Origin of the sequence: Actinomadura sp. NEAU-AAG7 (assembly GCF_018603865.1) — a bacterium.
GTDB lineage: Bacteria > Actinomycetota > Actinomycetes > Streptosporangiales > Streptosporangiaceae > Spirillospora > Spirillospora litoris.
This window is the reverse complement of sequence record NZ_JAHFZY010000001.1, coordinates 1,791,981-1,815,282: the sequence shown is the minus strand read 5'-3', so window position 1 is coordinate 1,815,282 and position 23,302 is coordinate 1,791,981. Positions and strand designations below refer to the sequence as shown.

At 71.4% G+C, this 23,302-nt stretch carries 24 protein-coding genes; 12 read left to right on the top strand and 12 right to left on the bottom strand.

Going from position 1 to position 23,302, the window contains the following annotated elements; genetic code table 11:
- Positions 1–2: 2 nt before the first annotated feature.
- Together KLI87_RS08285 and KLI87_RS08280 are read right to left on the bottom strand one after the other, a co-directional pair.
- Complete coding sequence (locus KLI87_RS08285) at positions 3–239, bottom strand: hypothetical protein (protein WP_214616415.1); 237 nt, start codon at positions 237–239, stop codon at positions 3–5.
- A gap of 47 nt (positions 240–286) precedes the next feature.
- Positions 287–697, bottom strand: a complete 411-nt coding sequence (locus KLI87_RS08280) for a hypothetical protein (RefSeq protein WP_214616414.1) — start codon at positions 695–697, stop codon at positions 287–289.
- Positions 698–1,028: 331 nt separating this feature from the next.
- Between KLI87_RS08280 and KLI87_RS08275 the strand changes: the two genes are divergently transcribed.
- Positions 1,029–1,916 carry a sulfotransferase domain-containing protein gene (locus tag KLI87_RS08275; protein WP_214616413.1) on the top strand — a complete coding sequence of 296 codons (888 nt, stop codon included), beginning with the start codon at positions 1,029–1,031 and terminating at the stop codon, positions 1,914–1,916.
- 274 nt (positions 1,917–2,190) lie between these two features.
- Here the strand turns inward: KLI87_RS08275 and KLI87_RS08270 are convergent, their stop codons facing one another.
- Positions 2,191–2,655 carry a nuclear transport factor 2 family protein gene (locus tag KLI87_RS08270; protein ID WP_214616412.1) on the bottom strand — a complete coding sequence of 155 codons (465 nt, stop codon included), beginning with the start codon at positions 2,653–2,655 and terminating at the stop codon, positions 2,191–2,193.
- 365 nt (positions 2,656–3,020) lie between these two features.
- On the opposite strand from KLI87_RS08270, the gene KLI87_RS08265 reads away from it, so the two are divergent.
- The gene (locus tag KLI87_RS08265; protein ID WP_214616411.1) at positions 3,021–4,622 is read left to right on the top strand and encodes a phosphodiester glycosidase family protein; all 1,602 of its coding nucleotides are present in this window, start codon (positions 3,021–3,023) and stop codon (positions 4,620–4,622) included.
- A gap of 136 nt (positions 4,623–4,758) precedes the next feature.
- Entirely contained in the window at positions 4,759–6,015 is a 1,257-nt protein-coding gene (locus KLI87_RS08260; RefSeq protein ID WP_214616410.1) for a serine hydrolase, read from the top strand.
- 33 nt (positions 6,016–6,048) lie between these two features.
- On the opposite strand, the gene KLI87_RS08255 is transcribed toward KLI87_RS08260, so the two are convergent.
- A complete protein-coding gene (locus tag KLI87_RS08255) occupies positions 6,049–6,720 on the bottom strand; it encodes a type 1 glutamine amidotransferase domain-containing protein (RefSeq protein WP_156214068.1) in 672 nt (223 codons plus the stop codon).
- Between the two features lie 156 nt (positions 6,721–6,876).
- Here KLI87_RS08255 and KLI87_RS08250 point away from each other — a divergent pair, with 156 nt between their 5' ends.
- Positions 6,877–7,761, top strand: a complete 885-nt coding sequence (locus KLI87_RS08250; protein ID WP_214616409.1) for a LysR family transcriptional regulator — start codon at positions 6,877–6,879, stop codon at positions 7,759–7,761.
- Positions 7,762–7,776: 15 nt separating this feature from the next.
- On the opposite strand, the gene KLI87_RS08245 is transcribed toward KLI87_RS08250, so the two are convergent.
- Complete coding sequence (locus KLI87_RS08245; protein ID WP_214616408.1) at positions 7,777–8,016, bottom strand: hypothetical protein; 240 nt, start codon at positions 8,014–8,016, stop codon at positions 7,777–7,779.
- 115 nt (positions 8,017–8,131) lie between these two features.
- Between KLI87_RS08245 and KLI87_RS08240 the strand changes: the two genes are divergently transcribed.
- The 7 genes from KLI87_RS08240 (at position 8,132) to KLI87_RS08210 (ending at position 13,776) form a co-directional block, all read left to right on the top strand.
- A complete protein-coding gene (locus tag KLI87_RS08240; protein WP_214616407.1) occupies positions 8,132–8,722 on the top strand; it encodes a TetR family transcriptional regulator in 591 nt (196 codons plus the stop codon).
- Between the two features lie 81 nt (positions 8,723–8,803).
- Positions 8,804–10,054 (top strand): cytochrome P450, encoded by a 1,251-nt coding sequence (locus KLI87_RS08235; RefSeq protein WP_214616406.1) that lies wholly within the window; start codon positions 8,804–8,806, stop codon positions 10,052–10,054.
- Between the two features lie 84 nt (positions 10,055–10,138).
- Positions 10,139–10,471 (top strand): helix-turn-helix domain-containing protein, encoded by a 333-nt coding sequence (locus KLI87_RS08230; RefSeq protein WP_214616405.1) that lies wholly within the window; start codon positions 10,139–10,141, stop codon positions 10,469–10,471.
- A gap of 155 nt (positions 10,472–10,626) precedes the next feature.
- Entirely contained in the window at positions 10,627–11,874 is a 1,248-nt protein-coding gene (locus KLI87_RS08225; protein ID WP_214616404.1) for an MFS transporter, read from the top strand.
- Between the two features lie 105 nt (positions 11,875–11,979).
- A complete protein-coding gene (locus KLI87_RS08220) occupies positions 11,980–12,363 on the top strand; it encodes a DUF4440 domain-containing protein (RefSeq protein WP_156214071.1) in 384 nt (127 codons plus the stop codon).
- Positions 12,364–12,476: 113 nt separating this feature from the next.
- Complete coding sequence (locus KLI87_RS08215) at positions 12,477–13,100, top strand: RNA polymerase sigma factor (protein ID WP_214616403.1); 624 nt, start codon at positions 12,477–12,479, stop codon at positions 13,098–13,100.
- Positions 13,063–13,776, top strand: a complete 714-nt coding sequence (locus KLI87_RS08210; RefSeq protein WP_214616402.1) for a hypothetical protein — start codon at positions 13,063–13,065, stop codon at positions 13,774–13,776. The genes KLI87_RS08215 and KLI87_RS08210 overlap by 38 nt, the downstream gene beginning before the upstream one ends.
- 62 nt (positions 13,777–13,838) lie before the next feature.
- On the opposite strand, the gene KLI87_RS08205 is transcribed toward KLI87_RS08210, so the two are convergent.
- Complete coding sequence (locus KLI87_RS08205; protein ID WP_214616401.1) at positions 13,839–14,660, bottom strand: amidohydrolase family protein; 822 nt, start codon at positions 14,658–14,660, stop codon at positions 13,839–13,841.
- 413 nt (positions 14,661–15,073) lie between these two features.
- On the opposite strand from KLI87_RS08205, the gene KLI87_RS08200 reads away from it, so the two are divergent.
- Entirely contained in the window at positions 15,074–16,528 is a 1,455-nt protein-coding gene (locus KLI87_RS08200) for an aldehyde dehydrogenase (protein ID WP_156214075.1), read from the top strand.
- Positions 16,529–16,662: 134 nt separating this feature from the next.
- Here the strand turns inward: KLI87_RS08200 and KLI87_RS08195 are convergent, their stop codons facing one another.
- Genes KLI87_RS08195 through KLI87_RS08170 form a run of 6 tightly spaced genes read right to left on the bottom strand, consistent with a single transcriptional unit; the run spans position 16,663 to position 23,101 of the window.
- Positions 16,663–18,954: a CoA transferase gene (locus KLI87_RS08195; protein ID WP_214616400.1), complete on the bottom strand. Its 2,292-nt coding sequence runs from the start codon at positions 18,952–18,954 to the stop codon at positions 16,663–16,665.
- 4 nt (positions 18,955–18,958) lie between these two features.
- Positions 18,959–19,852, bottom strand: coding sequence for an amidohydrolase (locus KLI87_RS08190; RefSeq protein WP_156214077.1), 894 nt, complete (start codon positions 19,850–19,852; stop codon positions 18,959–18,961).
- 12 nt (positions 19,853–19,864) lie between these two features.
- Positions 19,865–20,653: a DUF4286 family protein gene (locus KLI87_RS08185; protein WP_156214078.1), complete on the bottom strand. Its 789-nt coding sequence runs from the start codon at positions 20,651–20,653 to the stop codon at positions 19,865–19,867.
- Entirely contained in the window at positions 20,650–21,504 is an 855-nt protein-coding gene (locus KLI87_RS08180) for an enoyl-CoA hydratase/isomerase family protein (protein ID WP_214616399.1), read from the bottom strand. Before KLI87_RS08180 ends, KLI87_RS08185 begins: the two co-directional genes overlap by 4 nt.
- Positions 21,501–21,953 (bottom strand): Zn-ribbon domain-containing OB-fold protein, encoded by a 453-nt coding sequence (locus tag KLI87_RS08175; protein WP_156214080.1) that lies wholly within the window; start codon positions 21,951–21,953, stop codon positions 21,501–21,503. The genes KLI87_RS08180 and KLI87_RS08175 overlap by 4 nt, the downstream gene beginning before the upstream one ends.
- A complete protein-coding gene (locus tag KLI87_RS08170; protein ID WP_156214081.1) occupies positions 21,950–23,101 on the bottom strand; it encodes a thiolase family protein in 1,152 nt (383 codons plus the stop codon). The genes KLI87_RS08175 and KLI87_RS08170 overlap by 4 nt, the downstream gene beginning before the upstream one ends.
- Between the last annotated feature and the right edge of the window lie 201 nt (positions 23,102–23,302).

Here is a 23,302-nt window from a genome sequence, read left to right as displayed (position 1 = left end):
GATCAGCGCCAACAAGTGATCGTGGCGAGACCACCGTCGAAGCCCGCATCTCTGGTGCGCCTCTGGGAGACGATTGCCACCAAGGCCGCGTGGGCGACTGGCCAGGTCTGGTCGCCGACGCCGAAGAAGAGCGCCGCGACCGTGAGCAGAAGCCCCTTCTGCTCACGGTCGTTGACGATCGTGGCCGGCATCCGCGCGACACCAGCAGCGGCTCCGGATATCGACTCAATGATCGGCACAGCTCCTCTTCAGAAATGGCGGCGAGGGACGCCGCTAGATCAGATAATCAAGCAGCTTCGTCGCCGCGAGTCTCGTCCTCTTCGGAGGCGCCCCGGCGATGCTCCGAGCGATAGGTGCTACCGGCAGGAAGGTCCTCCCCCGTTGCTTCCCTGTACGCCGCCCTGCGCTGCTCGCTAGCTTGCTGTCCAGCGGGGAGCTTCACCACGCTCGCGGATACGTTGTGTCCATTGCGTTTCGGAGTGGCCGAGTGTTCGGAGGCAGGGAGCGGCGCGGACTCCTCCGCGTCCCACGCCTTGGTATCGCTCCTTTCGGCGAGGTGGGCGATCACGCCCAAGCCCGCGATCAGAGTCACTGCGCCGACTGCGCGGATCTTCGTTTTGTGCTTCTGGTACCAGTTCTTCGCGTTCTCCGCAAAGGAGGTGGGCTCGCTATCCTCGGGGGGCGTGGGATCGGTCACGCGCTCACATCTATCGGACCCTCCCCTCAGCTGTCAGGCAATCGCCGGACATCATCTGATCGGGCTCTGGGAGGCAGCGGCGGTACCGGGCTCATGCCGGGCAGGGCGGCGGTAGGGTGCACAATGCTCTGCACGATCATCTCGTTCCGGCCGGCCGGTACTCGTCATTCCCGTGGGTGTGAGCATGGACGCTGAGAAGCAAGGGGCCCCGGTTCAGCCTGGCCGACTCGCGAACCTCCGTTCGAGGCTCCGCGACGGGCAGGACCGTCCGCCTACCTCGGTGTTCGTCGTCGGCACACTGTTCTCGGGCTCGACCCTGCTCGGGCGCGACATGACCACTCGGATCCGGAGCGCCCACTACGTCGGTGAGCTGAACAACTTCACGCAGATGCCCGGGTACAGCCACAAGGACGCCGGTCAAGAGTGCGGGCCCTGCTCACTGCTCGGCAAGGAGTGCCGACACTTCACGGCCGCGCTCCGGGAGCGGGCGTCCTATGACGACATCCTCGGCATGCACCGGCACTTCGCCCGGTCACTGGGCGTTTCGGTGGTCGTCGACGGAAGCAAGTACGTCACCTGGCTCCGGCGGGCCATCGAGCAGCAGTCCGCCGACCCGACGAACCGTGCACCGGTGAACGTGATCGTCACGGCGCGGAACCCGATCGCCTTCGCGATCAGCCACCGGAACCGGACGGGGGAGCCGCTGTGGCGGGGCGCGGGCATCTGGCGGGACACGTACGTGGACGCGCTCCGCACCGTCAACACGTACGGTCTGCCGCACATGGTCGTCCGCTACGAGGATTACATGGCGCGCCCGGAACGGTCATTGGAGCGGCTGGCCGGCTTCCTGCACCTTCCGCTTGACTCGCAATCCGATACCACGAGGATCCACGACACCGGCGGCAATTGGAGCTCTTTCGTCCCGTACGTGGGGAAGGAGCAACTGGAGGGGTACATCCGGCGCCTCGACGGCCCCGGGCGTGCGGAGGCGGAGGACTTCATAAGGCATGCCCGGGCATATTGGAACGACGAGAAGCCCCGGGAGGACACCCGCTGGCGAGGCGGCTTGGAGGCCGGTGAGGTCAACGCGGTCCTCAGCACTCCGGGGCTGACCGACCTGGCCAGCGTCCTCGGCTACAACGTCGCGGAGGTCGTCCATGCCGCCGTCCGGGACGAACCGGCGAAGCCCCGCGAACCCATGCCCGCCACCGAGCAGTGATATTCGCCGCCGCGACGGCCATGCCGGCTCGTTGCCTGCTCGGCGGCCCCGGCACTGCAGTGAGCAGCACTCTCACCCTGTTCGACGGAGCCTCCCATTACGATCACATCCGTCAACACCCGTGACAGTTGGTAGTCGACGATTGCGTTGGCTGAACAGCCGCTCCGAGCGATTCTTGCTCGCAACATTCGCAGGGCAGTCGGCGCCTCGATGGATATGAAGCGCCAGTGGCTGGTTCGAGGCGGCTGTGAGTGCTGTGTCGCTTTGCTGGTGTTCAGTCTCTCCAGGCCCAGACCTGTTTCTTCTCGATGAAGTCGATCTGGACTGTCCGGCGCTCGATGTGCCAGAAGCCGCCCTCCCGGCGGTAGGCGTCGCTGTAGCGGAGATGCCAGGCGAGGTCGGTGGGCTTTCCCGGCTCCTCTTCGTTGAGATGGTGCGCGACGCAGGCGATCTGTCCTGTCGCCGTCGCGTTCTCGCGTCCCGGATCGAATACCTGGCCCACGATCTCGTGCGACGTGCGCGGGAACCTCTCCAGGGATCGGAACGCCTTGCCGATCTCGTCTCGTCCCGTGAGGGTACGGACGGGTTCGAGCTGCTCCGGAGGGTCCGGCAGGACCAGCACCGCGTCGTCGGCGAAGAGACCCACGAGACCGGTGTACCTGAGGTGGTCGGCGTAGAGCGCGTACCTGGCGACGAGGTCGGCGAGCGCGATCCGGTCGCGGTGGTCGAGCACCCTCATGAGAGCCCCATGCGTTCGGCGCCGAGCCTCTCCGGCGGCCAGGGAATCTCGTCGTAGCGCGACGTGAAAAGCCCAAGATCCAGCGACATGTCCGGAGCATACAGCGGGCCCGAAAGGCGCTCTGCGACCAACGAGCGTGGAGGTGGGCTCCGACCAGCCCTTGTGAGCCGCACCGCGCTCACCCCTCGTTGGAGCATTTCGCTTTCAAGGGCAGAGCGAAACGGCGGGGGGCGGGATGGCGCTGGTGGGTGGGGGTAGCTGTTTGCCTGGTGTTAGGCGGCGGCCGCTTGGTGGTTGGTTTCGGGCAAGCTGCGGACCCTTTGATGATCGCGCCGATTCTGTTTTGCCTGATCAGAGAGGTTCTCATGCGTCCCAAACCCCTCCCGGCCCTGGCAGCGGTCGTGACCGTGCTGGCCGTGAGCATGCCCGTCGCGGCGGCCGCTCGGACCGCGCCCATTCCAGAAGGGGCTCAGGCCGCGCCCGGGTCCTTCTTCGGGGGCAGGCTTCCGCTGAGCGGGCGGCCGGTGACCACCGAGGTGGCGCGTGGAGTGACGCTGACCACGATGTCGCTCGGCGCCAAGGACGCCGACGACTACTGGACCGTCCACGTGTACCTGCCGGCCACGATCGACGGGCCGCTGAACAAGGCCGGGACGGCGCTGGGTTCGGAGGAGATCGCGCGCCGGGTGGCCGAGGCGGTGCGGGGCAAGGGGTTCGAGCCGCGGTTGGAGCGGGTCTCCTCGCCCGCGTTCGCCGACCGTCCCGCGGGGACACTCGGGTGGACGGTGCGGGTCGGCCGGTACGCCACCGACGCCGAGGCGTCGGCCGCGCTCGCCACGGTCAAGGCGGCGGGGTTCGCGGGCGGTACGCGCTACACCGCTCAGGACGGCACCGACCCGGGCGCGCCCCAGAAGGTGCACATGATCAGCGTCGACTTCCGCGAGTTCCGCGGGTCGGTCGGCACCGACTTCGGTCCGACCCTGAACGGCACCGAGAAGCTGACCGACCTGGTCGCCGCGAACCGCGCGGTCGCGGGGATCAACGCGCAGTGGTTCTACAACAGCGCGCCCGGCGGCATGTACGTCAAGGACGGCAAGCTGATCGGCGGGGCCACGCAGGGCCGCGGCGGCATCAAGCTCACCAAGGACGGGCGGCGGGCCGAGGTGGACGCCTACACCGCCCACGTCACGATGCGGGTCGGCAAGGCCACCGTCGAGCTCGACGGCGTCAACCGGGTGCCGGGTGAGATCTGGAACTGCGGCGGGGTGGGCGGCGACCAGCCGACCGAGAAGCCGCAGCACGACCTGAAGTGCACCGACGACAGCGAGCTGGTGCGGTTCACGCCCGAGTGGGGCGTCCCGCCGAAGGGCGCGGGTGCCGAGGCCGTCCTGGACGAGCGCGGCAGGGTGACGGCGGTGAACGGCTCGCGCGGCGCGGCCGTGCCCGCCGGGGGTTCCACCATCCAGGCGACGGGCGAGAGCGCTTCCTGGCTGCTCGACCGGGTCAAGGCCGGCGACCGGCTGAAGGTGCGCGAGCGGGTCGAGGACGGCCGGGGCCACCGCGTGTCGCTGAAGCGCGGCACCACGATCCTCCAGGTCGGCCCCACCCTGGTCAGGGACGGGCGCGTCTCGGTGAACGCCCAGGCCGACGGGCTGATCCGCGAGGGCGACGACCAGACCTTCACCTACAACTGGACGCTGCGCGCCAACCCGCGCTCGATGATCGGGATGGACCGGGACGGACGGCTCATGCTGGTCGTCGTCGACGGCCGCCGGGACGGCTACAGCGAGGGGCTCGGGATCGCCCAGACCGGCGAGCTCATGAAGCTGCTCGGCGCCGAGGAGGCGATGAACCTCGACGGCGGCGGCTCCAGCGTCCTCGTCACGCGGGACGGCGGCATCGTGAACCGGCCGTCCGACGCGACGGGCCAGCGCTCGCTCGGCAACGTCATCCTCGTCCGCCCGTAGCCATGGGCATGCCCACCGTGCGGCGGGGGCCGCACGGTGGGAGACCCCGCGCACCAAGATCCTCGACAGGTGATCATTTTCGCCTCCGTCGTATAGCGTCCGAGTCGTTCGGACATCTGATCTTCTGGAGGCGGGCATGACGGCAGTGAGCCGGCGGGACTTCGGACGGGTGGCGGGGCTGGCGGGCCTCGGCGTCGGCGCGGCCGCGCTGCCGGCGGGCCGCGCGTCGGCACGGGCGGCCGCCCGTTCCTGGCAGGCGACCGGACCGCTGCCGGCGGCTCTCGCGGGATTCGACTCGACGATGAAGGGCTTCATGCAGGCCCGCGACATCCCGGCGGGGCAGCTCGCCGTGGTCAAGGACGGCAGGCTGGTCCTCGCCCGCGGCTACACCTGGAGCGCGGACACGACCTCCCCCACCCAGCCGACCTCGCTGTTCCGCATCGCCAGCATCAGCAAGCCGCTGACGGCGACGGCGGTGCTGCGGCTCGTCCAGGACGGGCGGCTGAAGCTCACCGACCGCGCCGCCTCCCTGCTCGGGCTCTCGACGGCCGCCGACTCCCGGCTCGCGGACGTCACCGTGCTGCGCCTGCTCCAGCATCTCGGCGGCTGGGACGGCTCCGTCTCACCGGATCCCATGTTCCAGGACGCGACGATCGCCAAGGCGCTCGGCGTTCCCCTGCCGGTCTCGCAGGCCGCCATCATGAAGTACGTATCGGACCGCAGGCTCGACCACGCGCCGGGCACGAAATACGCGTACTCCAATTACGGGTTCCTGCTGCTCGGCCGCATCATCGAGAAGGTCACCGGGCAGAGTTACGGCTCCTACGTCCAGCAGGCCGTCCTCACCCCGCGTGCCATCAAGCGGCTGAAGCTCGGGCACTCCCGCACCAGTGAGAGCGGCGAGGTCCGCTACTACTCCGGTTACACCGGCCCGACCGTGTTCGACAACAGCGGGACGACGGTCGCCTATCCGTATGGCGCGTTCAACCTGGAGAACATGGACTCGCACGGCGGCTGGCTCGCCACCGCCCTGGACCTGACCCGGTTCGCGGGCATCTACGACGGCGGGACGACCGTGCTGAACTCCGCGTCGATCCAGCGCGCGTTCGCCGAGCCGGAGACCGGGATCAGTGACGGCTACTACTACGGCTGCGGGTGGCAGGTCCGTCCCGTCGGCGGCGGGACCGGCATGAACACCTGGCACACCGGTTCCCTGGCGGGGACGTTCACCCTGCTCGTCCGCCGGTACGACGGGCTCGCCTGGGCGGCCCTGTTCGACCAGCGGCAGGAGGGAGACGCGCCCGGCTACGGCGACATCGACCCGGCCTTGCACGACGCCGCCGACGCCGTGAAGACCTGGCCGACGGGAGACCTCTCGTCCCGCTACTTCTGAGACGCGCCGCAGCTCGGATGGCGGAGGCCGGCTTCAGCCCAGGACCGCGAGGACGGCCTCGGCCACGCCGCGGGCCGAGGCGGGGTTCTGTCCGGTGACCAGGCGCCCGTCGACGACCACCTGGGAGGTGAAGTTCTCGGCCGGCACGTGCGCGGCGCCCTGGGCCACCAGGCGGTCGGCCAGCAGGAACGGCACCACCTCGGCCAGGCCGACCGCGGTCTCCTCGGCGTTGGTGAACGCGGCGACCTTCTTGCCCGCCACCAGGTAGGTGCCGTCGGAGAGGGTGAGGCCGACCAGGGCGGCCGGGCCGTGGCAGACGGCGGCGACCACGCCGCCCCGCTCGAACAGCGTGCGGGCCAGCCGCGCCAGGCCCGGGTTGTCGGGGAAGTCCCACATGCTGCCGTGCCCGCCGGCGAACAGGATCGCGTCGTAGCCGTCGGCGTCGATCCGGTCGGGGGTGGTGGTGTCGGCCAGTTGCGCGGCGATGTGCTCGTCCGCCAGGAAGCGGCGCTGGACCGGGTCGGAGCGGTCCTCGCCGTCGCGCGGCGGGACGCCTCCGGCGACGCTGACCAGGTCCACCCGGTGGCCGGCGGCGGTGAACACCTCCCACGGCACCGCCGCCTCGTCGACGTAGAAGCCGGTCTTGCGCCCGGTCGAGCCGAGGGCGGCGTGGCTGGTCAGGGCGATGAGGATCCGCTTGGACATGGCGATGGTTCTCCCTACGGGATCGAGTGGCCGTCGAGACGCCTCGGTCCCCGTGCGGGGCCGAGGCGGCGACGACTTGATCATCAGCCGTCCCCGGCATCGAAATCCAATAGGACGTCACGCGTGCTGCTATCGGTTTTCTGATACAAGGGTCGGGTGCGCGACGTCTCGTTCGATCTCTTGCGGACCTTCGTGGCGGTCTACCGGACCGGTTCGGTGTCCCGTGCCGCCGAGCTGCGGGGGCTGTCCCAGCCGACCGTCACCGCCCACGTCAAGACGCTGGAGTCCGACCTGGACCGGCCGCTGTTCGACCGCGTCCCGCGCGGCATGGCCCCCACCCCGGCCGCCGACCACCTGGCCGCGCGGATCGCCCCGGCGATCGACAGCCTTGAGGACTGGGCCCACACCGACCTGGATCGCTCCGCCGACCCCTTCGGGCGCGCCGTCCACCTCGGCGGGCCGGCCGAACTGCTGTGCGCGCGCGTGCTGCCGTCGCTGGCCCACCTGATCGCCCGGGGACTACAGGTGCGGACCCGGTTCGGGATGCCCGACGACCTGCTGGCCGATCTCTCCGGGGGCGGGCTGGACCTGGTCGTCTCCACCGTCCGTCCACGGCGGCGGGGGCTGGACGTCGAGGTGCTGACCGACGAGGAGTTCGTCCTGGTCGCCGCCCCCGTCTGGGCCGCCGAGGACATCGACCGCGCCCCGCTGATCACCTACGCCGAGAACCTGCCGATCCTGCGGCGCTACTGGCGCACCGTCTTCGACACCCGCCTCACCCGCAGCCCCGCCGTCGTCGTCCCCGACCTGCGCGGCGTGCTGGCCACGGTGATCGCGGGCGCCGGAATCACCGTCCTGCCGGCCTACCTGTGCGCCGCCGAGCTGGCGGACGGCCGCCTGCGCCTGCTCCACCAGCCCGAGGTGCCGCCGATCAACACGCTGTTCCTGGCCGGACGCGCCGGAGCCGCCCACCCGGCCGCCACCGCCGTCCGCGGCCGGCTGCTCCACCAGGGCCGCGTATGGACGGCGGAGGTCACCTGACCGGCGAACCCCGGTTCACCTGCGCAGTGCGGCGAGCACCCGCAGCGTCACCGGCACGAGGGCGTACACGACGCTGGGCACGACGATGGCCGTCACCACGAGGGTCCTGACCGGCAGGGCCAGCGCTCCGAGCAGGGGCCCGAGCAGCACCTGGGTGACCATGATCATGGCGTAGACGGCCAGCCACGTGATCACCGCCCGCAGGTGGATCGACGGGGCGACCGGCTTGGTGGACCGAGTGCGTACCGATGCCATGACGTCTCCCTGATACCTCTGGACGCGAGGGAAATTCCAACTCGCTGGTTGGAGTTTGGCACGGCGATCCCCAGATATCCAACCAGCGAGTTGGAGTTGGCGGTATGCTCGACTCATGGCTTGGGACACAGAGCGGACCAAACGGCTCATCCTGGACGCCGCGATCGGCGAGTTCGCCACCCACGGCCCCGAGGCGGCGCGCATGGATCGCATCGCCGCCACGGCCGGGGTGAACAAGGAGCGCATCTACTCCTACTTCGGCAACAAGCAGCGCGTGTTCGCCGTCGTCCTCACCGCGGAGCTGGAACGCCTGGCCGAGGCCGTCCCCATGGATTCCGAGGCGGCCGCCGACCTCGGCGAGTACGCCGGGCGCGTCTTCGACTACCACCGCGCCCACCCGCACTTCATCCGCCTGCTGCACTGGGAGGGCCTCCACTCCGGCAAGGACGAACCGGTCGCGGCGCAGGCCGAGCGGACCGCGCACTACGCCCAGAAGATCGCCGCCCTCGCGGACGCCCAGCGATCCGGGCGTCTCAACCCCGACGTGCCGCCCGAAGAGCTGATGTACGCCGTCATCGCCCTGGCGGGCTGGTGGTTCGCGACCCCCCAGTTCCAGCGCATGCTCATGCCGGACCTCAACGACGACCCGGACGGCCAGCGCCTCGCCCTCGTCCGCCTCGTCCGCCTCCTCGGCAAGCCCACCTGAGGGGAGATACGGCGTTGACAGGGGTGTCGCTTGACCGCAGAGTCTTGGCGGGAAGGGCTGCCACGGCGGTAGGGGGCGCGGGTGGACGTCAGGACGGGGCTCATCGGGACGGGTTCGGACGCCGATCCCTATCCGGCGTACGCGCGGCTTCGCGAGGAGCGGCCGGTCTGCCGGGTGCGTCTGCGCGACAATGCGCATTGCTGGGTCGTGTCGCGTTATGAGGACGCGCGGTCCGCGTTCGCCGATCCGCGGCTCAGCCGGGACCCCCGGGCGGCCGGGCCGGCGTGGCGCGAGGCCGACCGCGGCCGTCCGCTGGAGGACGGCGCGGGCCTGGGCGTGCACCTTCTGACCCGGGAGCCGCCGGACCACGAGCGGTTGCGCCGCCTGGTCTCCGCCGTCTTCACCAAGGCCCGGACCGAGGCCCTGCGCGAGCGGGTGGAGCAGGTCGCCGACTCGCTCATCGACGCCTTCGAGGAACGCGGTGAGGCCGAACTCATCGCCGAGTTCGCCTATCCGCTGCCCATCACCGTCATCTGCGAAATCCTCGGTATACCGGCGGAGGACCGGAGCCTTTTCCGGCAGTGGACCTCCAATGCCGTCGCGACCGAACCCGGGGACGTCGACGGGCGCCTGAACGGCGTCCAGCCTCCGGGCGAGTATCTTCGAGCGCTCGTCGCGGCCAAGCGGGACGCCCCGGGCGACGATCTGATCAGCGCGCTCGTCGCCGACCAGGGGCAGGGCCGGCTCAGCGAGTCCGAGCTGCTTTCGATGATCTTCCTGCTGGTGATCGCCGGGCACGAGAACACCGCCGGGCTCATCGGCAACGGCCTCGTCGCGCTGCTGCGCTCCCCCGAGCAGTTGGCGCTTCTGCGGGAACGGCCCGAACTGGCGGACGCCGTCGTGGAGGAGGTCCTGCGGTACGACGGGCCGATGGAGCTGGCGGCATGGCGCTGGACCACCGAGCCGGTGGAGATCGGCGGAACGCTGATCCCGGCCGGTGAACCGGTGCTCATCGCGCTGGCCGGCGCCCACCGCGACCCCGCGCGGTTCGCCGAGCCCGACCGGTTCGACGTGGAACGCCCCGACAACGCCCACCTGGGGTTCGGGCACGGGCGGCACCACTGCCTCGGGGCCCCGCTCGGCCGGTTGGAGGGCGCGGTGGGGCTGCGTGCGCTCGTCCGGCGTCTCCCCGACCTGGCGCTGGCCGTGCCGCAGGAGCGGCTTCGCCGCCAGCCGAGTTCCATCGTCCGTGCGCTGCATGAGCTCCCGGTCGTGTTCACTCCCGTGCGCGGGCCGGGCGGGGCCGCCGGTCCGCCGGCACGGCGACGATAGGCGCGGATGTCGCGTCCGACGCTCTTGCGAATGCGTAAGCGACTTACGGTTGTGCAGCGACTTACTTTTCCTTAGTATCGGCGTGTGGACATCACCGACACCGCGTTCTGCCCGCGCTACCACCGCGCCGTCGAGGTCATCGGCAAGCGGTGGACCGGTGCGATCGTGCGGGCCCTGCTCCTCGACGTCAACCGGTTCGCCGACCTGCGGGTGGTCGTTCCCGGGCTGAGCGACCGCATGCTGACCGAGCGCCTGAAGGAACTCCAGGACGAGGGCATCGTGGAGCGGATCGTCCACGACGAGACCCCCGTGCGGATCGAGTACAAGCTCACCCAGAAGGGCCTGGAGCTGCACGACGCGGTCTACGCGCTGAGCCGCTGGGCCGATCGCTGGGTCCCCCTCGAAGCGACCACCTGACCCCGGCGCACGCCGGACACCAACCCCATAGCGACCTCCCCCGACGAGCCGAGCAGGGCCCGCCGCGGGACGCCCCTTCCCTTTTGTTCGCCGGGCCTCCCGCCCGCTCGCGACGCGACGCGCGCTGCCCGGACTCCCCCCACCTGGAGGTCACCGTGCCCTTGCCCGACTCGCCACCGCGGGACGCCGAGCGGACGACACCGCGGATGTGGCTCGGCGTGCTCACCGTCTCGCTGGGCATCTTCTCGATGATCACCGCGGAGCAGCTCCCGGTCGGGCTGCTCCCCTCGATGTCCGAGCAGCTCGGCGTCGCGGTGGGGACGGCGGGCCTCACGGTCACGGTGCCCGGCGTCGTCGCGGCGTTCTCCTCGATCGGGCTGCCGCTCGCGGTGGGCAGGCTCGACCGGCGGGCGCTGCTGGCCGTGCTGCTCGCCGTGATGGCCGTGGCCAGCACCGTCTCGGCGCTGGCCACGAACTTCGGGGTGCTGCTCGCGTCCCGGCTGCTGGTCGGGGTCACGATCGGCGGGTTCTGGGCGATCGCCGGCAGCCTCGCGGTGCGGCTCGTGCCCGGGCCGTCCGTCCCCCGCGCGCTGGTGCTGATCTTCGGCGGGGTCGGCGCCGCCGCCGTGCTCGGCGTACCGGTCGGGACGATGATCGGCGAGCTGCTGGGATGGCGCGGCGCGTTCTGGTCGCTCACCGGGTTGAGCCTCGCCGTCCTGGCCGCCGCGCTCGTCCTCCTCCCCCCGCTTCCGGCGGCCGAGCCGGTGCGCCCGCGGGCCCTTCGCGCGCAGACGCGCAACCCCGTCCTGATGGCCGGGATCGCCGCGACCGCCCTGCTGATCGCCGGGCACTACGGCGCCTACATCTTCGTCAGCCCGGCGCTCCGGGACGTCGCCGGAGTCGGCGCCGCCGCCGTCGGGCCGCTGCTGCTCGGCTACGGGATCCTCGGCATGGTCGGCAACGCGGCCGCCGGAAGCCGCGCGTCCCGGGCCCCGGGCCGCACGCTGGCCTCCATCGTCGTCGTGCTCGCCGCCGCGCTCGTCCTGTTCCCGCTGCTGGGCACGACGCCCTGGACCGGCGCCGCGCTGCTGCTCCTCTGGGGCCTGGCCTACGGCGCGGCGCCCGTCGCGCTCCAGACCTGGATCCTCGGCGCCGCCCCGGACGAGGCGGAGGCGGCGACGGCGATCTACTGCTTCGTGTTCAACCTCGCCATCGCGCTCGGCGCGCTCGCCAGCGGCCTGGTGGTCGACGCCACCGGCGTCCGGAGCGTGTTCTGGATCGCCGCCGCGCTCGTCCTCCTCGTCCTGCTGACGGTGCGCCGCGCCCCGGCGACCCGCCCGTCGGCCGACTCGCGGTCGCCTGTGGTGGAAGCACCGGCCCAGGAGCGGACAGCGCGCCAGTAGCGGGCTCGATCCGCCGCCGCGGAACGGCCCCGGCCGTTCCGCGGCGGCTCACCCGTGCACGGGCTTGACCTTGTCGTCGGTGTCAGGCCCTACGGTGGACCGCCTATGACCCAGGACGCCCTGCTCCAGCACGACCGGCTCTTCTTCCAAGCGCTGATGAAGGGCGACGCCGCCCGCCTGGACGCGCTCCTCGCCGAGGACTTCCTCCTGGTGGGCGTCGAGGACGGCGCGGTCGTCGGCAAGGCCGCCCTGCTCGCCCTGGTCTCCGGCGGCGACCTGCGCTTCCCGGCGATCGACTCCTTTCCTGAAGAGGCCGTCGTCCGCAGGGTCGGTGACGTCGGTCTGGTCGTCGGCCGGACCAGCATGACCTTCGAGAACCCGGACGGGACGGCGTTCAGCGCGGGCAGCCGCTACACCCACGTTTTCGCCGCCGAGTCCCCCGGTGAGTGGCGCCTGCTCTCGGCCCAGGGCACGACCATCAAGCCCTGAGGCGTGAAGTGGGCGGGGCGCGGATGGCAATACACAGGTGACAGGAATCCGCACCCGCTCGAAGGGCCGGAGATGACCACGAAAGTGCCGCCGTACCGCCTGTGGCGGCGGCGATGACGTCCGAGCCGGTGACCACGGCCGGGCGGAGACCGCGTGAGGGCGACGAGAGGATCGTCGCGGTGTCGCTCACGGAGCCGGAGACGTTCGGTGTGCTGTTCGACCGGTACTACGACGCGCTGCGGCGGTACGTCGCGCGCCGGCTCGGTCCGGAGGCCGCCGACGACGTCGCCGGTGAGACGTTCCTGGTCGCGTTCCGGGAGCGCGGCCGCTACGACCCCGCGCGAGGCGGGGTCCGGCCGTGGCTCTTCGGTATCGCGACCCATCTGATATCGCGGCACCGCAGGTTGGAGGCCACCCGCTACAGGACGCTCGCCCGGACGCCGGTGGAGGCCGACGACGACGCCCTCGGCCGGGTGGACGACAAGGTGAGCGCCGAGGCGGCCCGGCCCGCGCTGGCCGGGGCGCTGGCCGCGCTGGCGCGGCGCGACCGGCATGCCCTGCTGCTGGTGGTGTGGGCCGGGCTCTCCTACCAGGAGGCGGGCGAGGCGCTCGGCGTCCCCACCGGCACGGTGGCCTCCCGCGTGAACCGCGCCCGCCACAAGGTCCGCCAGGCACTCGGCGGACGCGACCCCCTGCGTGATGACCGACTCGACGCGGAAGGTGATCGAGATGAATGACCTGACCGAGCTGGGCCGAAGCCTGGACGAGCCCGTCGACCCCATCGCCCGGCAACGCCGGCGCGTGGCGTTGATGCGCGAGGCCGAGGCCGGGACGCGGGTCCGCGCGGCATGGAGCCGCCGGTGGGCGGGCCGGCGGCTCGCGCTGGCGGCCGCCGCGGGAAGCGTGGTCGCCGCCGGTGCCGTGTTCACCATGGTGGCGACCGAGTCCCAGGGCAGCCCCGCCTATGCCGCCGAAAGGCTCCCGGACGGCACGATCAAGGTCACCATCCGCGAGTTCCGGGACGCCCCCGGGCTCGAACGACGGCTCCGGAAACTCGGCGTGCGAGCCGTGATCACGTATCTGCCGCCCGAGAAGCGGTGCGTGCACGGGCCGGGATGGGAAAAGCGGCTCATCAGCCAACGGCGACAGGTGTTCGAGCTCGTCAACGTGCTCAACAAGGACCGTGTACCGGTGGACTACAAGGAGGCGATCGTCCACCCTGAGCGCATTCCCGCCGGATACACCATCTATGTCGACGTCCTCTACAGTCCGGCGCAGAAGGGCGACAAGAGCCTTTGGAGGGGCGAGGTCATCGGAACGATGGAGGCGCTCGCCTCGGGGCCGGCGGATCGCTGCGTTCCCACCCCGTGGCCGCCGCCGCACAAGCCCGGTACCGGACGACCCGCCAACTGAACCGGTCCGATCCGCGATGCGGGGCCGCCGCCCGGGGGAGGCGGCGGACCCGCATCGTCCGCCTAGGCCGTGGGCGGGTAGCGCACGGGGCCCTCGGAGGTGATCTTTCCGTTGGTGACGGTCATCAGGCGGGTCGCGGCCGCGATCCGCTCCGGCGGCACCGTCAGCGGGTTCTCCTTGAGGACGACGAGGTCGGCGTACCTGCCGGGCGACACCGTGCCGCGCTGCCGCTCCTCATACGAGGCGAACGCCGCCTTCGAGGTGATCAGGCGCAGCGCGGCGGGGACGTCGAGGCGCTGCTCCGGCATCCAGCCGCCGGGCGGCGTGCCGTCGAACTCGGTGCGGGTCACCACGCGTTGCAGGCCCCACAGCGGGTCGAGGACCTGCCTGGCCACCTCCTCCTGCATGACCAGCAGGTCGTTCTTCATCTTCTCGGTGACCGGGCTGCGGGTGCGGTTGTCCACAGGCGTCTCGCCGCGCGCGTGGATCTCCAGGTGCCGCTTCCCGTTCCGCCTGCGCGACTCGAACGCCTCGCCCTCGTCGTAGGGCTTCCACACCGGACGGTAGGTCTCCGCTCCCGCGCCGGTCAGCGCCGTCTGGATGAGGTGCGTGTGCTGGTCGCGGAATCCCGGGCCGACGAAGGCGCCCCGCAGGTCCACCCGGCGCGTGCGGTCCCCCGCCCATTCGAGGACGTGCTCGTCGGAGCCGACGGCCACGATCCGCATTCCCTTCACGGCCACCGCCCGGGCCGTGCCGTTCCCGGTCCACACGGTTCCCGAATGGAGCACCAGGTCGGCGTGCTCCCGGGGGCGGCCCGCGGCCACGCCTCCCACGGCCGCGCCGGTCAGGACGAGAGCCGATCGACGCGATACCGAAGACTCCATGGCGCACTCCTCACATGATCAGGTACATCCCGATCGCTTGGCTCGCCACCAATCTGACCGGAATCACATCAGAGCGCAAGCCATGGAGAAAACCGACAATCAAATTCCTTCCATCTCGACCATTCAAAACGCCCCAGGATACTCCTTGCCAACCCTTATTGATTCGCACGGAAAAGGGAAGATACGGCTTACCGGCGTCGTTTCAGGCGACGGCGGATCCCATGGCATCCCCGGCCGATGGCCCCAGCTCGCGGCCGTGGGACGGTCGGCGCCGCGCCGCATCCCGGGACTCCGCCGGGTGACCACCTCATTGCGACGTTCCACTGACCGCCGCCCCGCCAGGTCCACAGCCCCCGGACCTATTCAGTCGGCCACGGAATTGATATGATAAATGAATCTCAGAAAGGATCACCATGACTTCTGCCGCGCCTTCGGCTGCCGACGTCTACGCGTCCTGGATCGACGGATCATGGCGCGAAAGCGACACCCGTTACCCCGCGATCAACCCGACCACAGGACGGCCGTTCGCCGATGTGGCGGCGGCCTCGACGGGCGATGTGGACGCCGCGGTCGCCAGTGCCGAGGCGGCCTTCCGCAAGACACGTTCCGCACGTCCCGCCACCCGCGCCGCGTGGTGCCGATCAGCCGCCCAGGTGCTGCTCGCCTCGCATGAGGAACTCGCCGAGGTGCTCTCCACCGAGCACGGCAAGCCGGTCGCCGAGGCCCGCGGCGAGATATTGTTCGCGGTTCGCGGGCTGGAGATGGCCGCGGAATCCGTTCTCGCGATGAGCGGGGAAACGCCGCACGTGGAGGACCCGAACAAGCGGGTGATCGTACGCCGTGAAGGGCTCGGCGTATGGGCGGTCATCACCCCGTGGAACTTCCCGGTGAACATTCCGGTCGAATATCTCGGCCCGGCCCTCGCGTCCGGTAACGCCGTGGTGTGGAAGCCGGCCCCCACCACCGCCGTCGTGGCGGCGAAGTTCCGGGAGATCCTGCTCGCCGCGGACTTCCCGCAGGAACTGCTGCAATTGGTGGTCACGAACGAGGTCGCGGTCGCCGAGCATCTGGTCACGCACCCGGGAATCGTCGCGGTCGGTTTCACCGGTGGCAGCGGGACCGGTCAGTCCATCGCGAAATCCGCCTGGGACAAGAAGCTCCTGCTCGAACTGGGCGGGAACTCCCCCATCGTGGTGCTCGGTGACGCCGATCTCGACATCGCCACGGCGGCCATCTCGAACGCGGCGTTCTGGAACGCCGGCCAGGTGTGCAGCGCCGCGGGCAAGGTGCTGGTGGCGGCGTCGTGCGCGGACGAGTTCACCCGGCTGCTCGCGAAACGAGCCGAGGACACGGTGCTGGGGTCCCCGCTGGATCCGGAGGTCACGATGGGACCGGTCCACCTGGAATCGGGCATCGCCCGGTACGACCGGTTGATCGCGGACGCCCGGGCGCACGGCGCCGACGTCGTGACCGGTGGTGAGCGCGTCCAGGACAAGGACGGGTTCTTCTTCCCCCCGACGGTCGTCACCTCCGTCGGTTCCGACGCCGCCCTCTTCACCGAGGAGACGTTCGGCCCGATCGCCTCGCTGTCGGTCTTCGACGACGAGGAGGACATCGTCGCGGCCGCGAACTCCGGCGACTTCGGGCTCGTCGGCGCGCTGTTCACCTCCGACGTCTCGAAGGCGTTCCGGATCGGCGAGCGCATCGACTGCGGGCTGGTGGTGGTCAACGACTCCTCCAACTACTGGGAGTACAGCCTGCCCTTCGGCGGCGCGGCCGGGCGGCGGTCCGGCCGGGGCCGGCTCGGCGGCCACTGGGTGATCGACGAGTTCAGCCAGATCAAGACCCTGGCGATCGACGTCCGGTGACCCGGTCGGCGAGCGGGGCGGCGGCCGGTCCGGCCGGGCCCCGCTCGCCGTCGTCCACCCGAAGGGCCGGCGAGCGTTTCGTGATTCACCGATTCACGCGAATGCCCGGGGGCGGAGGATCCGCCCCCCGATTCTCATGAAGACGGATTTCCGCTGGTGAGGCTCGGGCCCGCGAGCACCGTCTCCTGGTGCTCCCCGAGGCCCGGTGCCGGAGCCGGGTCCGGCGGGGTGTGGCCGTGCAGCGTGAGCGGGAATCCCTTGCGGCGGGTCGCGCCGTCCCCCAGGAAGACCCTCCGCTCGCTGAAGCGCGGTTCGCGCCCGCGTTCGGACGCCGTGAGCACCGGCGCGCTGGCCACTCCCGCCCCGGCCAGGGCGTCGAGGCATTCCGCCCGCGAACGGGCGCGGGTCCATGCCCCGATCAGCTCGTCCACGCGCCCCTCGTGCGCCCACCACCACTTCTCGGACCGCTCCGCCAGCTCCTCCGGCGCGACGAGGGCCGCGAGCGCGTCCCGTTCGGCCTGGGTGTGGCAGGCGATCGCGACCCACCGGCCCTCACCCGCGCAGGGGTAGACGTCGTGGGGCGTGGCGCCGGGGCGCCGGTTGCCGGTGGGCGCGGGAAGCGCGCCCGTGCAGGTGTGCTCGGCGATGCGGTCGGCGAGGGTCCAGCTGATGAGCTCGCGCTGCGAGACGTCCAGGTGGACGCCCCGGACGTCGCGCTCCAGGCAGTACGCGACGAGGCCCGCGCCGAAGAGGGACGCCACCTGGTCGGGGTAGTTGACCTCGGCGGAGGACCACATCGGCCCGCCGTCCAGGTAGCCCGTCACCGAGGCCAGCCCCGACAGCAGGTCGAGCGTCGAGCCGTAGGACCTGCGGCCGGACTCCGGGCCGTCCTGCCCCTGGCTCGACAGCGACAGGTAGACCAGCCGCGGGTTGACCGCGCGCAGGGTCTCGAAGTCGGCCCCGAGCCGCCGGGTCACGCCCACGGTGAAGTTCTCGATCACGACGTCCGCGCGGGCGGCCAGCCGGTACAGCTCCGCGCGACCGGTCTCGGTCTTGAGGTCCAGCACCACGCCCAGCTTGCCCGCGTTGTTGGACTCGAACATGGGCGAGAGGGTGCCCTCGGCCGGGGGGCTGCCCGCCACCGGCCACTGCCGGAACGGGTCCGGGTGGCTCGCCGACTCGACCTTGATCACCGTGGCGCCGTAGTCGGCGAGCAGCCGCCCGGTGGCCGCGCCCGCCGTGATCGTCCCGAGGTCCAGGACGGTCACGCCCGCGAGCGGCGCCTCCCCCTCACCGGACGACCCCCGGGGCGCCGGGACGGGCGCCCCCGCGGCCTGGGCGCCGTCGCCGGGTTCCGGCGGCGGGCCCGAGCGCCACGGCAGTCCCGCGGCGCGGGCCGGAGGGCCGACGGGCGCGATCGTCCTGCCGTCCCGCCGCGGCCCGCGGAAGAAGCCGCGCGCCTCGTACTGCGGGTCGCCGAGGAGGTCGCCCAGGTCGGCGCTGAAGCCGACGGCCAGGCCGAGCGCCTGCGCGCGCTCGTAGACCGTCCGCTTGGGCAGTCGCGCCGCCCACCGCTCGATCAGCGCCCACCCCCGCTCCGGGTCGTCGGACGGCGCCGGCGCGGCCCCGCCGGCGAGTTCGACCAGCAGGTCCCACTGCGCGGGCTGGAAGATCACGCCGACCCAGCCGTCGGCCGCGCGGACGATCCGCCACTGCCCCGCCGTGGCCCCCGTGCGCGTCGGGGCGGTGGCGGCGACGTGGGTCTCGATGTCGCTCTTCCAGTCGATGTACGCCGCGACGTCGCACAGGGCCACGTCGACGACGTCGCCCGTCGCGGCGTGCGCGCGGCGGCGCAGCGCGAGCATGCCCCCGAGGAAGCCCGCGAACGCGGCGGCGTGCGCCGCCTGCTCCCCGCCGAGGCTCAGCGGGGCGCGGTCCGGCTCGCCGATCATCGAGGCGAGGCCGCCGTGGGCCTCGGCGAGCAGGCTGTCGCCGGGGTGGTCCGAGCGCGGGTCGTCCAGGCCCGCCGCCGTGACGCTCACGGCGACGAGGCCCGGCCAGGCGCGGCGGATCTCCGCCGCGGTCAGGCCGAGCGCCCGCGCCCGGGTGGGGCCGAGGTCGGTGATCAGGACGTCGGCACGTTCCAACAGGTGGTGCAGCGCCGCCCGGCCGTCCGCCGAGTCCAGGTCGAGGACCACGCTGCGCTTGTCGGCGTCGAGGCTGGAGAAGGTGAGGCCGACGCCGTGCCCGTCCAGCGGGGCCCGCGTCCGCAGCGGGTCCCCGCCGGGCGGCTCGCACAGGAGCACGTCGTGTCCCAGCCCGGCCAGCAGGCGCCCGCAGACCTTCGCGGCCACCCCGCCGGACAGTTCCACGACCCGCAGCACCGCGCCGGCGTCGCCGTCCCGCTTCTCCTCTGAAGGTGCCACCGGCTCAGCGCGCCGTGTCGGCGGCGCCCGGTCCGGTGCGCTCCCACTCCCAGCCCTCCGCGGGACGGGGCCAGTTCAGCACCGTGGCCGCCGTCCGGCCGAGCATCCAGACCTTGTCCTCCTCGCTGAGGAAGTCGAGCGTGTAGCGGACGTGGTCGAGGTTCTCCCGCCACGTCGCGCCGCGCACGCGCGTGGTGTCCGAGGCCCACATGAGCCGCTGGGGCCCGTAGGCGTCGTAGACGCGCTTCAGCGTCGGGGTCAGCGACGGGTAGGGGTAGGGCTCGTTCGTGTAGTCGGGGATGGCGGAGTACTTCATGTAGACGTTCGGGTACTTCACGAGCGGGAAGATGTCGTCGATGTGCGCCCAGAGGTCCTGGGTGTCCGGGTCGCCGATGATCAGGCCCATGTGGTCGACGATCAGCTTGAGGTCCGGGTGCCGCTCGGCGATCGCGGCGACCTTGCGGACCTCGGGGCCGTAGATCAGCAGCATCAGCGGGATGCCGAGCCGTTCCGCGGCCTCCCAGAACCACGGGAACGTGTCGACGTCGATCCACTCGCGTCCGCGGAAGTCCGGGTAGCTCATCCGGATGCCGCGCATGTACGGGTTGTCGAACCACCGCTCGATGCGCTCGCGGTCGGGGTCCCAGAGGTTGAACCGGCCCATCACGCCGAACCGGCCGGGATGCTCCGCGGCCCAGCCGAGCGCGGGCCCGTTGTCGTCGCCCGCCCAGATCGCCGGGACGATCGCCACGGCGTCGATGCCGAGCTCGTCCATCCTCGGCAGGATCTGCTTCGGCGTCGACTCCGGCTTGCCGGAGTAGCTCTCACCGATGTCCGGCCAGGGCCGTTCCGGTGTGTTGGGCAGGAACATGTGGATCTGGGTGTCGAGAATGAACACGCCTCCCCCTCCTCAAGGTTGCCGGACGGTCGCTTGGTCCGGCGACGTCGCCCGTGGAATGACCGCGATGTGCCGGTACCAGAGCCGCCACGGCGTCGTCTTCCTGGTCCAGGACGCGGGGCCCGGCGTCCAGCCGTCCGAGTCGATCAAGGTGCGCAGCGTCGCGCGGGCCTGCTCGTCGCTGCCGTCCGCCTGCTCGTAGACCGCGAGGAAGCGCGGGCAGCCGGGGGCCGGGTGCTCCAGCTCGCGCCGCAGCGTGTACCTGCTCCCCCGGCTGAAGCCCCCGATGGCCACCGCCTCGGGCAGGTGGACGCCGGTGTAGAACTCGTCGAACTCGGCCAGCTCGTCACCGACGTCCGCGGGCGGCTCGATCCCGATGATGTAGATCGAGCCGGGGTCGCCCGTCGAGGGCCCGGTCTCCGAGACCTTCTCGTAGACGACGCGCCAGCGGTGGGTGAGCAGATCCGGCCAGAGCGGCGGGTCGTCGCTGTAGGGGGGACGGGTGCCCCCCGGGGCCGTCGTCCCCGCGATGTACTTCTCGACCGCCTGCTCGTCCTCGACCTCGTAGGCCGCCAGGTACCCCCCGCCGAAGTCGCCCCGCGGGTCGGGGATCTGGAGGGAGAAGCGGTGCGCGACCCGGAAGCCCGGGTACCGCGAGAGGACCTCCGGGACGTGCGTCTCGTTGTAGAAGCGCTCGAAGCGCGCGAGGTCCGCCGGTTCCGAGCCGGCGAAGTCGAGCGATATCCAGTACAGGAACTCGCTGGTGAAGGGCGGCGGCGCCGCGCCGGCCGGCGCCGTCATCGCTCGCCGTTCCCGCCCGCGGCTCCGATCTCGCCCGCCGCCTCGTTCCTGCCCGCGGCCTCGTTCTTGCCCACGGCCCGGCGGTAGGTCTTCGCGCCGTCGGACAGGACGTCGCTGCGGGCCTGGATCTGCGCGCGGACGTCCTCGCCGTAGCGCAGCGCCGTCGTCCAGTCGGAGATGTGCTGGGGGATCTCGTGCAGCGCCCGCTTCGACCAGTCGAGGCTGACCGGGTCGAACTGCGCGATGTCGCGGGCCAGTTCCAGGGCCGCGTCGGCGAGGTCGGCGAGCGGGACCGCCTCGTTGACCAGGCCCCACTCGGCGGCGGTGGTGCCGCTGATGCGCTTGGTGGTCAGCACCATCCAGGCCGCCCGCTTCGGCGAGAGCCGCAGCTGGGTCGAGGGCCCGGCGAGCCCCGGGTACAGGCCGAACCCCAGCTCGGGCATGCCGAGCCGGGCCTCGTGCGCGGCGATGGCGAGGTCGGCGGAGTTGGCCAGCGTGACGCCGCCGCCGAGCGCGAACCCGTTGACCGCCGCGATGACGATCGCGGGGTGGCGCCGGATCCTCTCCTGGACGGTGTGCCAGCTCGTCCGCCTGCCCTCGACGGTGTCGTCGGCGCCGGGGCCCTCCTCGCCGGCCTCCTTGAGGTCGACCCCGGAGCAGAACGCGGTGCCGGCGCCGGTCAGGATGATGACCCTCGCCGTCCCGTGGCAGCGGTCCAGGGCCTCCAGCAGCGCCGACCGCGCGGCGCGGCTCATCGCGTTGCGCTTCTCCGGCCGGTTGAGGGTGATCCGGGCGACGCCGTCGCCGAGGTCCTCGTGCAGGACGAGCTGCTCACTCGACTGGGCGCTCACGCCGCGTCCTCCGGGGTCTCGATCGCGAACTTGAGGATCGTGCGCTCGCTCAGGCCGGGCTCGAACACGGCCCGGACGGGCAGGTCGAATTCGAGGTCGTCCGGCACGTCCACGAGCGTGCTGATGATGGGCGGGCCCTCGTCGAGCTTGATGTAGGCCACCAGGTACGGCCTGACCTCGTCGAAGGCGCTGAGGTAGCGCTGGTGCATCCGGATCCAGGACCACAGCCGTCCCTTGCCGCTGACCGCGCGCCAGCCGAACGAGCCGGACAGGCAGCGCGGGCACACCTCGCTGTCGGGGAAGCGGTACTCGCCGCACGCGTCGCAGCACTGGAGCCGCAGCTCGCCTTCGGCGAGGCCGTCCCAGTACGGGCGGTTCTCCGGGGTGATCTCCGGCAGCAGCCGGTCGTAGCTCTCGGCGATGCTCTGGGTGTCGTTCTGGACGCTCATCGGGTGACCGCCTCGTCATTGGTGAGGATGTGCGAGGTGACGATCGGCGACGCGCACATGTACTGCACCGTCGAACATCCGGGCACCTGCCTGCCGCCCGCCTCGCCGCGCAGCTGGCGCACCGCCTCGACGTGGTGCGCCCAGCCCTGCATGTAGCTCTCGCTGGTGTGCCCGCCCGCCGTGTTCAGCGGCCGCGGGCCGTCGTGGCGGATCTTCTCCTCGTCCACCCAGCGCCATGCCTCGCCCTGCGGCGCGTGGTTGAAGCCCTCAAGGGTGAACAGGATCGTGGGCGTGAAGTTGTCGTAGATCTGCAAGCAGTCGACCTCCTCCGGCGCGATGCCGGTCTGCTCGTAGAGCCGGCTCGCCACGTCCTGGCAGGCGGAGTAGAAGAAGTCCTCCGCCGTGTAGTAGTTGCCGATGTGCCCCAGGCCCGCCGTCCCGGCGACGCGGACCGGCGCCTTGCGCAGCGACCGCGCGCGGTCCATCGAGGTGACGATGAAGGCGACGGCGCCGTCGTTGATGAGGCAGTAGTCGAGCAGCCGCAGCGGTTCGGCGATGTACCGGGAGCTCAGATACTCCTCGCGGGTGAACTCCTTCTGGAGGACGGCGACCGGGTTGAGCGCGGCGTGCCGGCGGTTGTTGATCGCCAGCGGCGCCAGCGCGTCCTCGCCCGCCCCGTACATGCCCCGGTAGCGCTGGTACATCATGCCGACGTAGGCGCCCGGCGAGGTCATGCCGTACATCTCGTCGTAGGCGGTGGTCGGCCCCGCGCCCTCGCCGCCGTACTTCACCTTCGCCGACCGGCCGTTGTTGCCGTAGACGCAGGCGACGACGTCGGCCACGCCGCTGGAGATCAGCGCGGCGGCCTCCTGGAGGGCGATGCCGCTCATCCGGCCCGTCCCCTCCAGGTCGTGGACGAAGCGGGGGCTGCTCAGGCCGGTCACGGTGGCCAGCCGGTCGTAGGGCACACGGCAACTGAGCAGGCCGTCGATCTCGTCCTTGTCGATCCCGCAGTCCTCGATCGCCTCCCGGAGGGCGGCGGCGGCCAGCCCGAAGGCGTCCCTGGGACGGTCGGTGGGGGCGTAGAGCGCGCGGAAGTCCGACTGCCCCACGCCCACGATCGCGATATCAGCTAGCTCATGCTGCATGAGTCTCTCCGGTCGGTAGGCCATTGCTCGCCCGTCCGAGTCGGGCACGACTTTCTCCGGGCACGCCGCCTTCAGGGGCATGCCGCTGTTTCCGTGTACGCCGTTGTCACGGGGTGAACCGCTCTTCTCGGGAACGCCGCCGCGCGGTCCGGGGTCTCGGAGTCGCCGCCGCGCGGTCGGGGCGGGCGCGCGGTGGAACCG

Coding starts and splice junctions, on each gene's coding strand:
- KLI87_RS08275 (WP_214616413.1), top strand. CDS start 1,029: ATGACCACTCGGATCCGGAGCGCCCACTACGTCGGTGAGCTGAACAAC.
- KLI87_RS08270 (WP_214616412.1), bottom strand. CDS start 2,655: ATGAGGGTGCTCGACCACCGCGACCGGATCGCGCTCGCCGACCTCGTC.
- KLI87_RS08265 (WP_214616411.1), top strand. CDS start 3,021: ATGCGTCCCAAACCCCTCCCGGCCCTGGCAGCGGTCGTGACCGTGCTG.
- KLI87_RS08260 (WP_214616410.1), top strand. CDS start 4,759: ATGACGGCAGTGAGCCGGCGGGACTTCGGACGGGTGGCGGGGCTGGCG.
- KLI87_RS08255 (WP_156214068.1), bottom strand. CDS start 6,720: ATGTCCAAGCGGATCCTCATCGCCCTGACCAGCCACGCCGCCCTCGGC.
- KLI87_RS08245 (WP_214616408.1), bottom strand. CDS start 8,016: ATGGCATCGGTACGCACTCGGTCCACCAAGCCGGTCGCCCCGTCGATC.
- KLI87_RS08240 (WP_214616407.1), top strand. CDS start 8,132: ATGGCTTGGGACACAGAGCGGACCAAACGGCTCATCCTGGACGCCGCG.
- KLI87_RS08220 (WP_156214071.1), top strand. CDS start 11,980: ATGACCCAGGACGCCCTGCTCCAGCACGACCGGCTCTTCTTCCAAGCG.
- KLI87_RS08215 (WP_214616403.1), top strand. CDS start 12,477: ATGACGTCCGAGCCGGTGACCACGGCCGGGCGGAGACCGCGTGAGGGC.
- KLI87_RS08210 (WP_214616402.1), top strand. CDS start 13,063: ATGACCGACTCGACGCGGAAGGTGATCGAGATGAATGACCTGACCGAG.
- KLI87_RS08205 (WP_214616401.1), bottom strand. CDS start 14,660: ATGGAGTCTTCGGTATCGCGTCGATCGGCTCTCGTCCTGACCGGCGCG.
- KLI87_RS08200 (WP_156214075.1), top strand. CDS start 15,074: ATGACTTCTGCCGCGCCTTCGGCTGCCGACGTCTACGCGTCCTGGATC.
- KLI87_RS08185 (WP_156214078.1), bottom strand. CDS start 20,653: ATGACGGCGCCGGCCGGCGCGGCGCCGCCGCCCTTCACCAGCGAGTTC.
- KLI87_RS08175 (WP_156214080.1), bottom strand. CDS start 21,953: ATGAGCGTCCAGAACGACACCCAGAGCATCGCCGAGAGCTACGACCGG.
- KLI87_RS08170 (WP_156214081.1), bottom strand. CDS start 23,101: ATGCAGCATGAGCTAGCTGATATCGCGATCGTGGGCGTGGGGCAGTCG.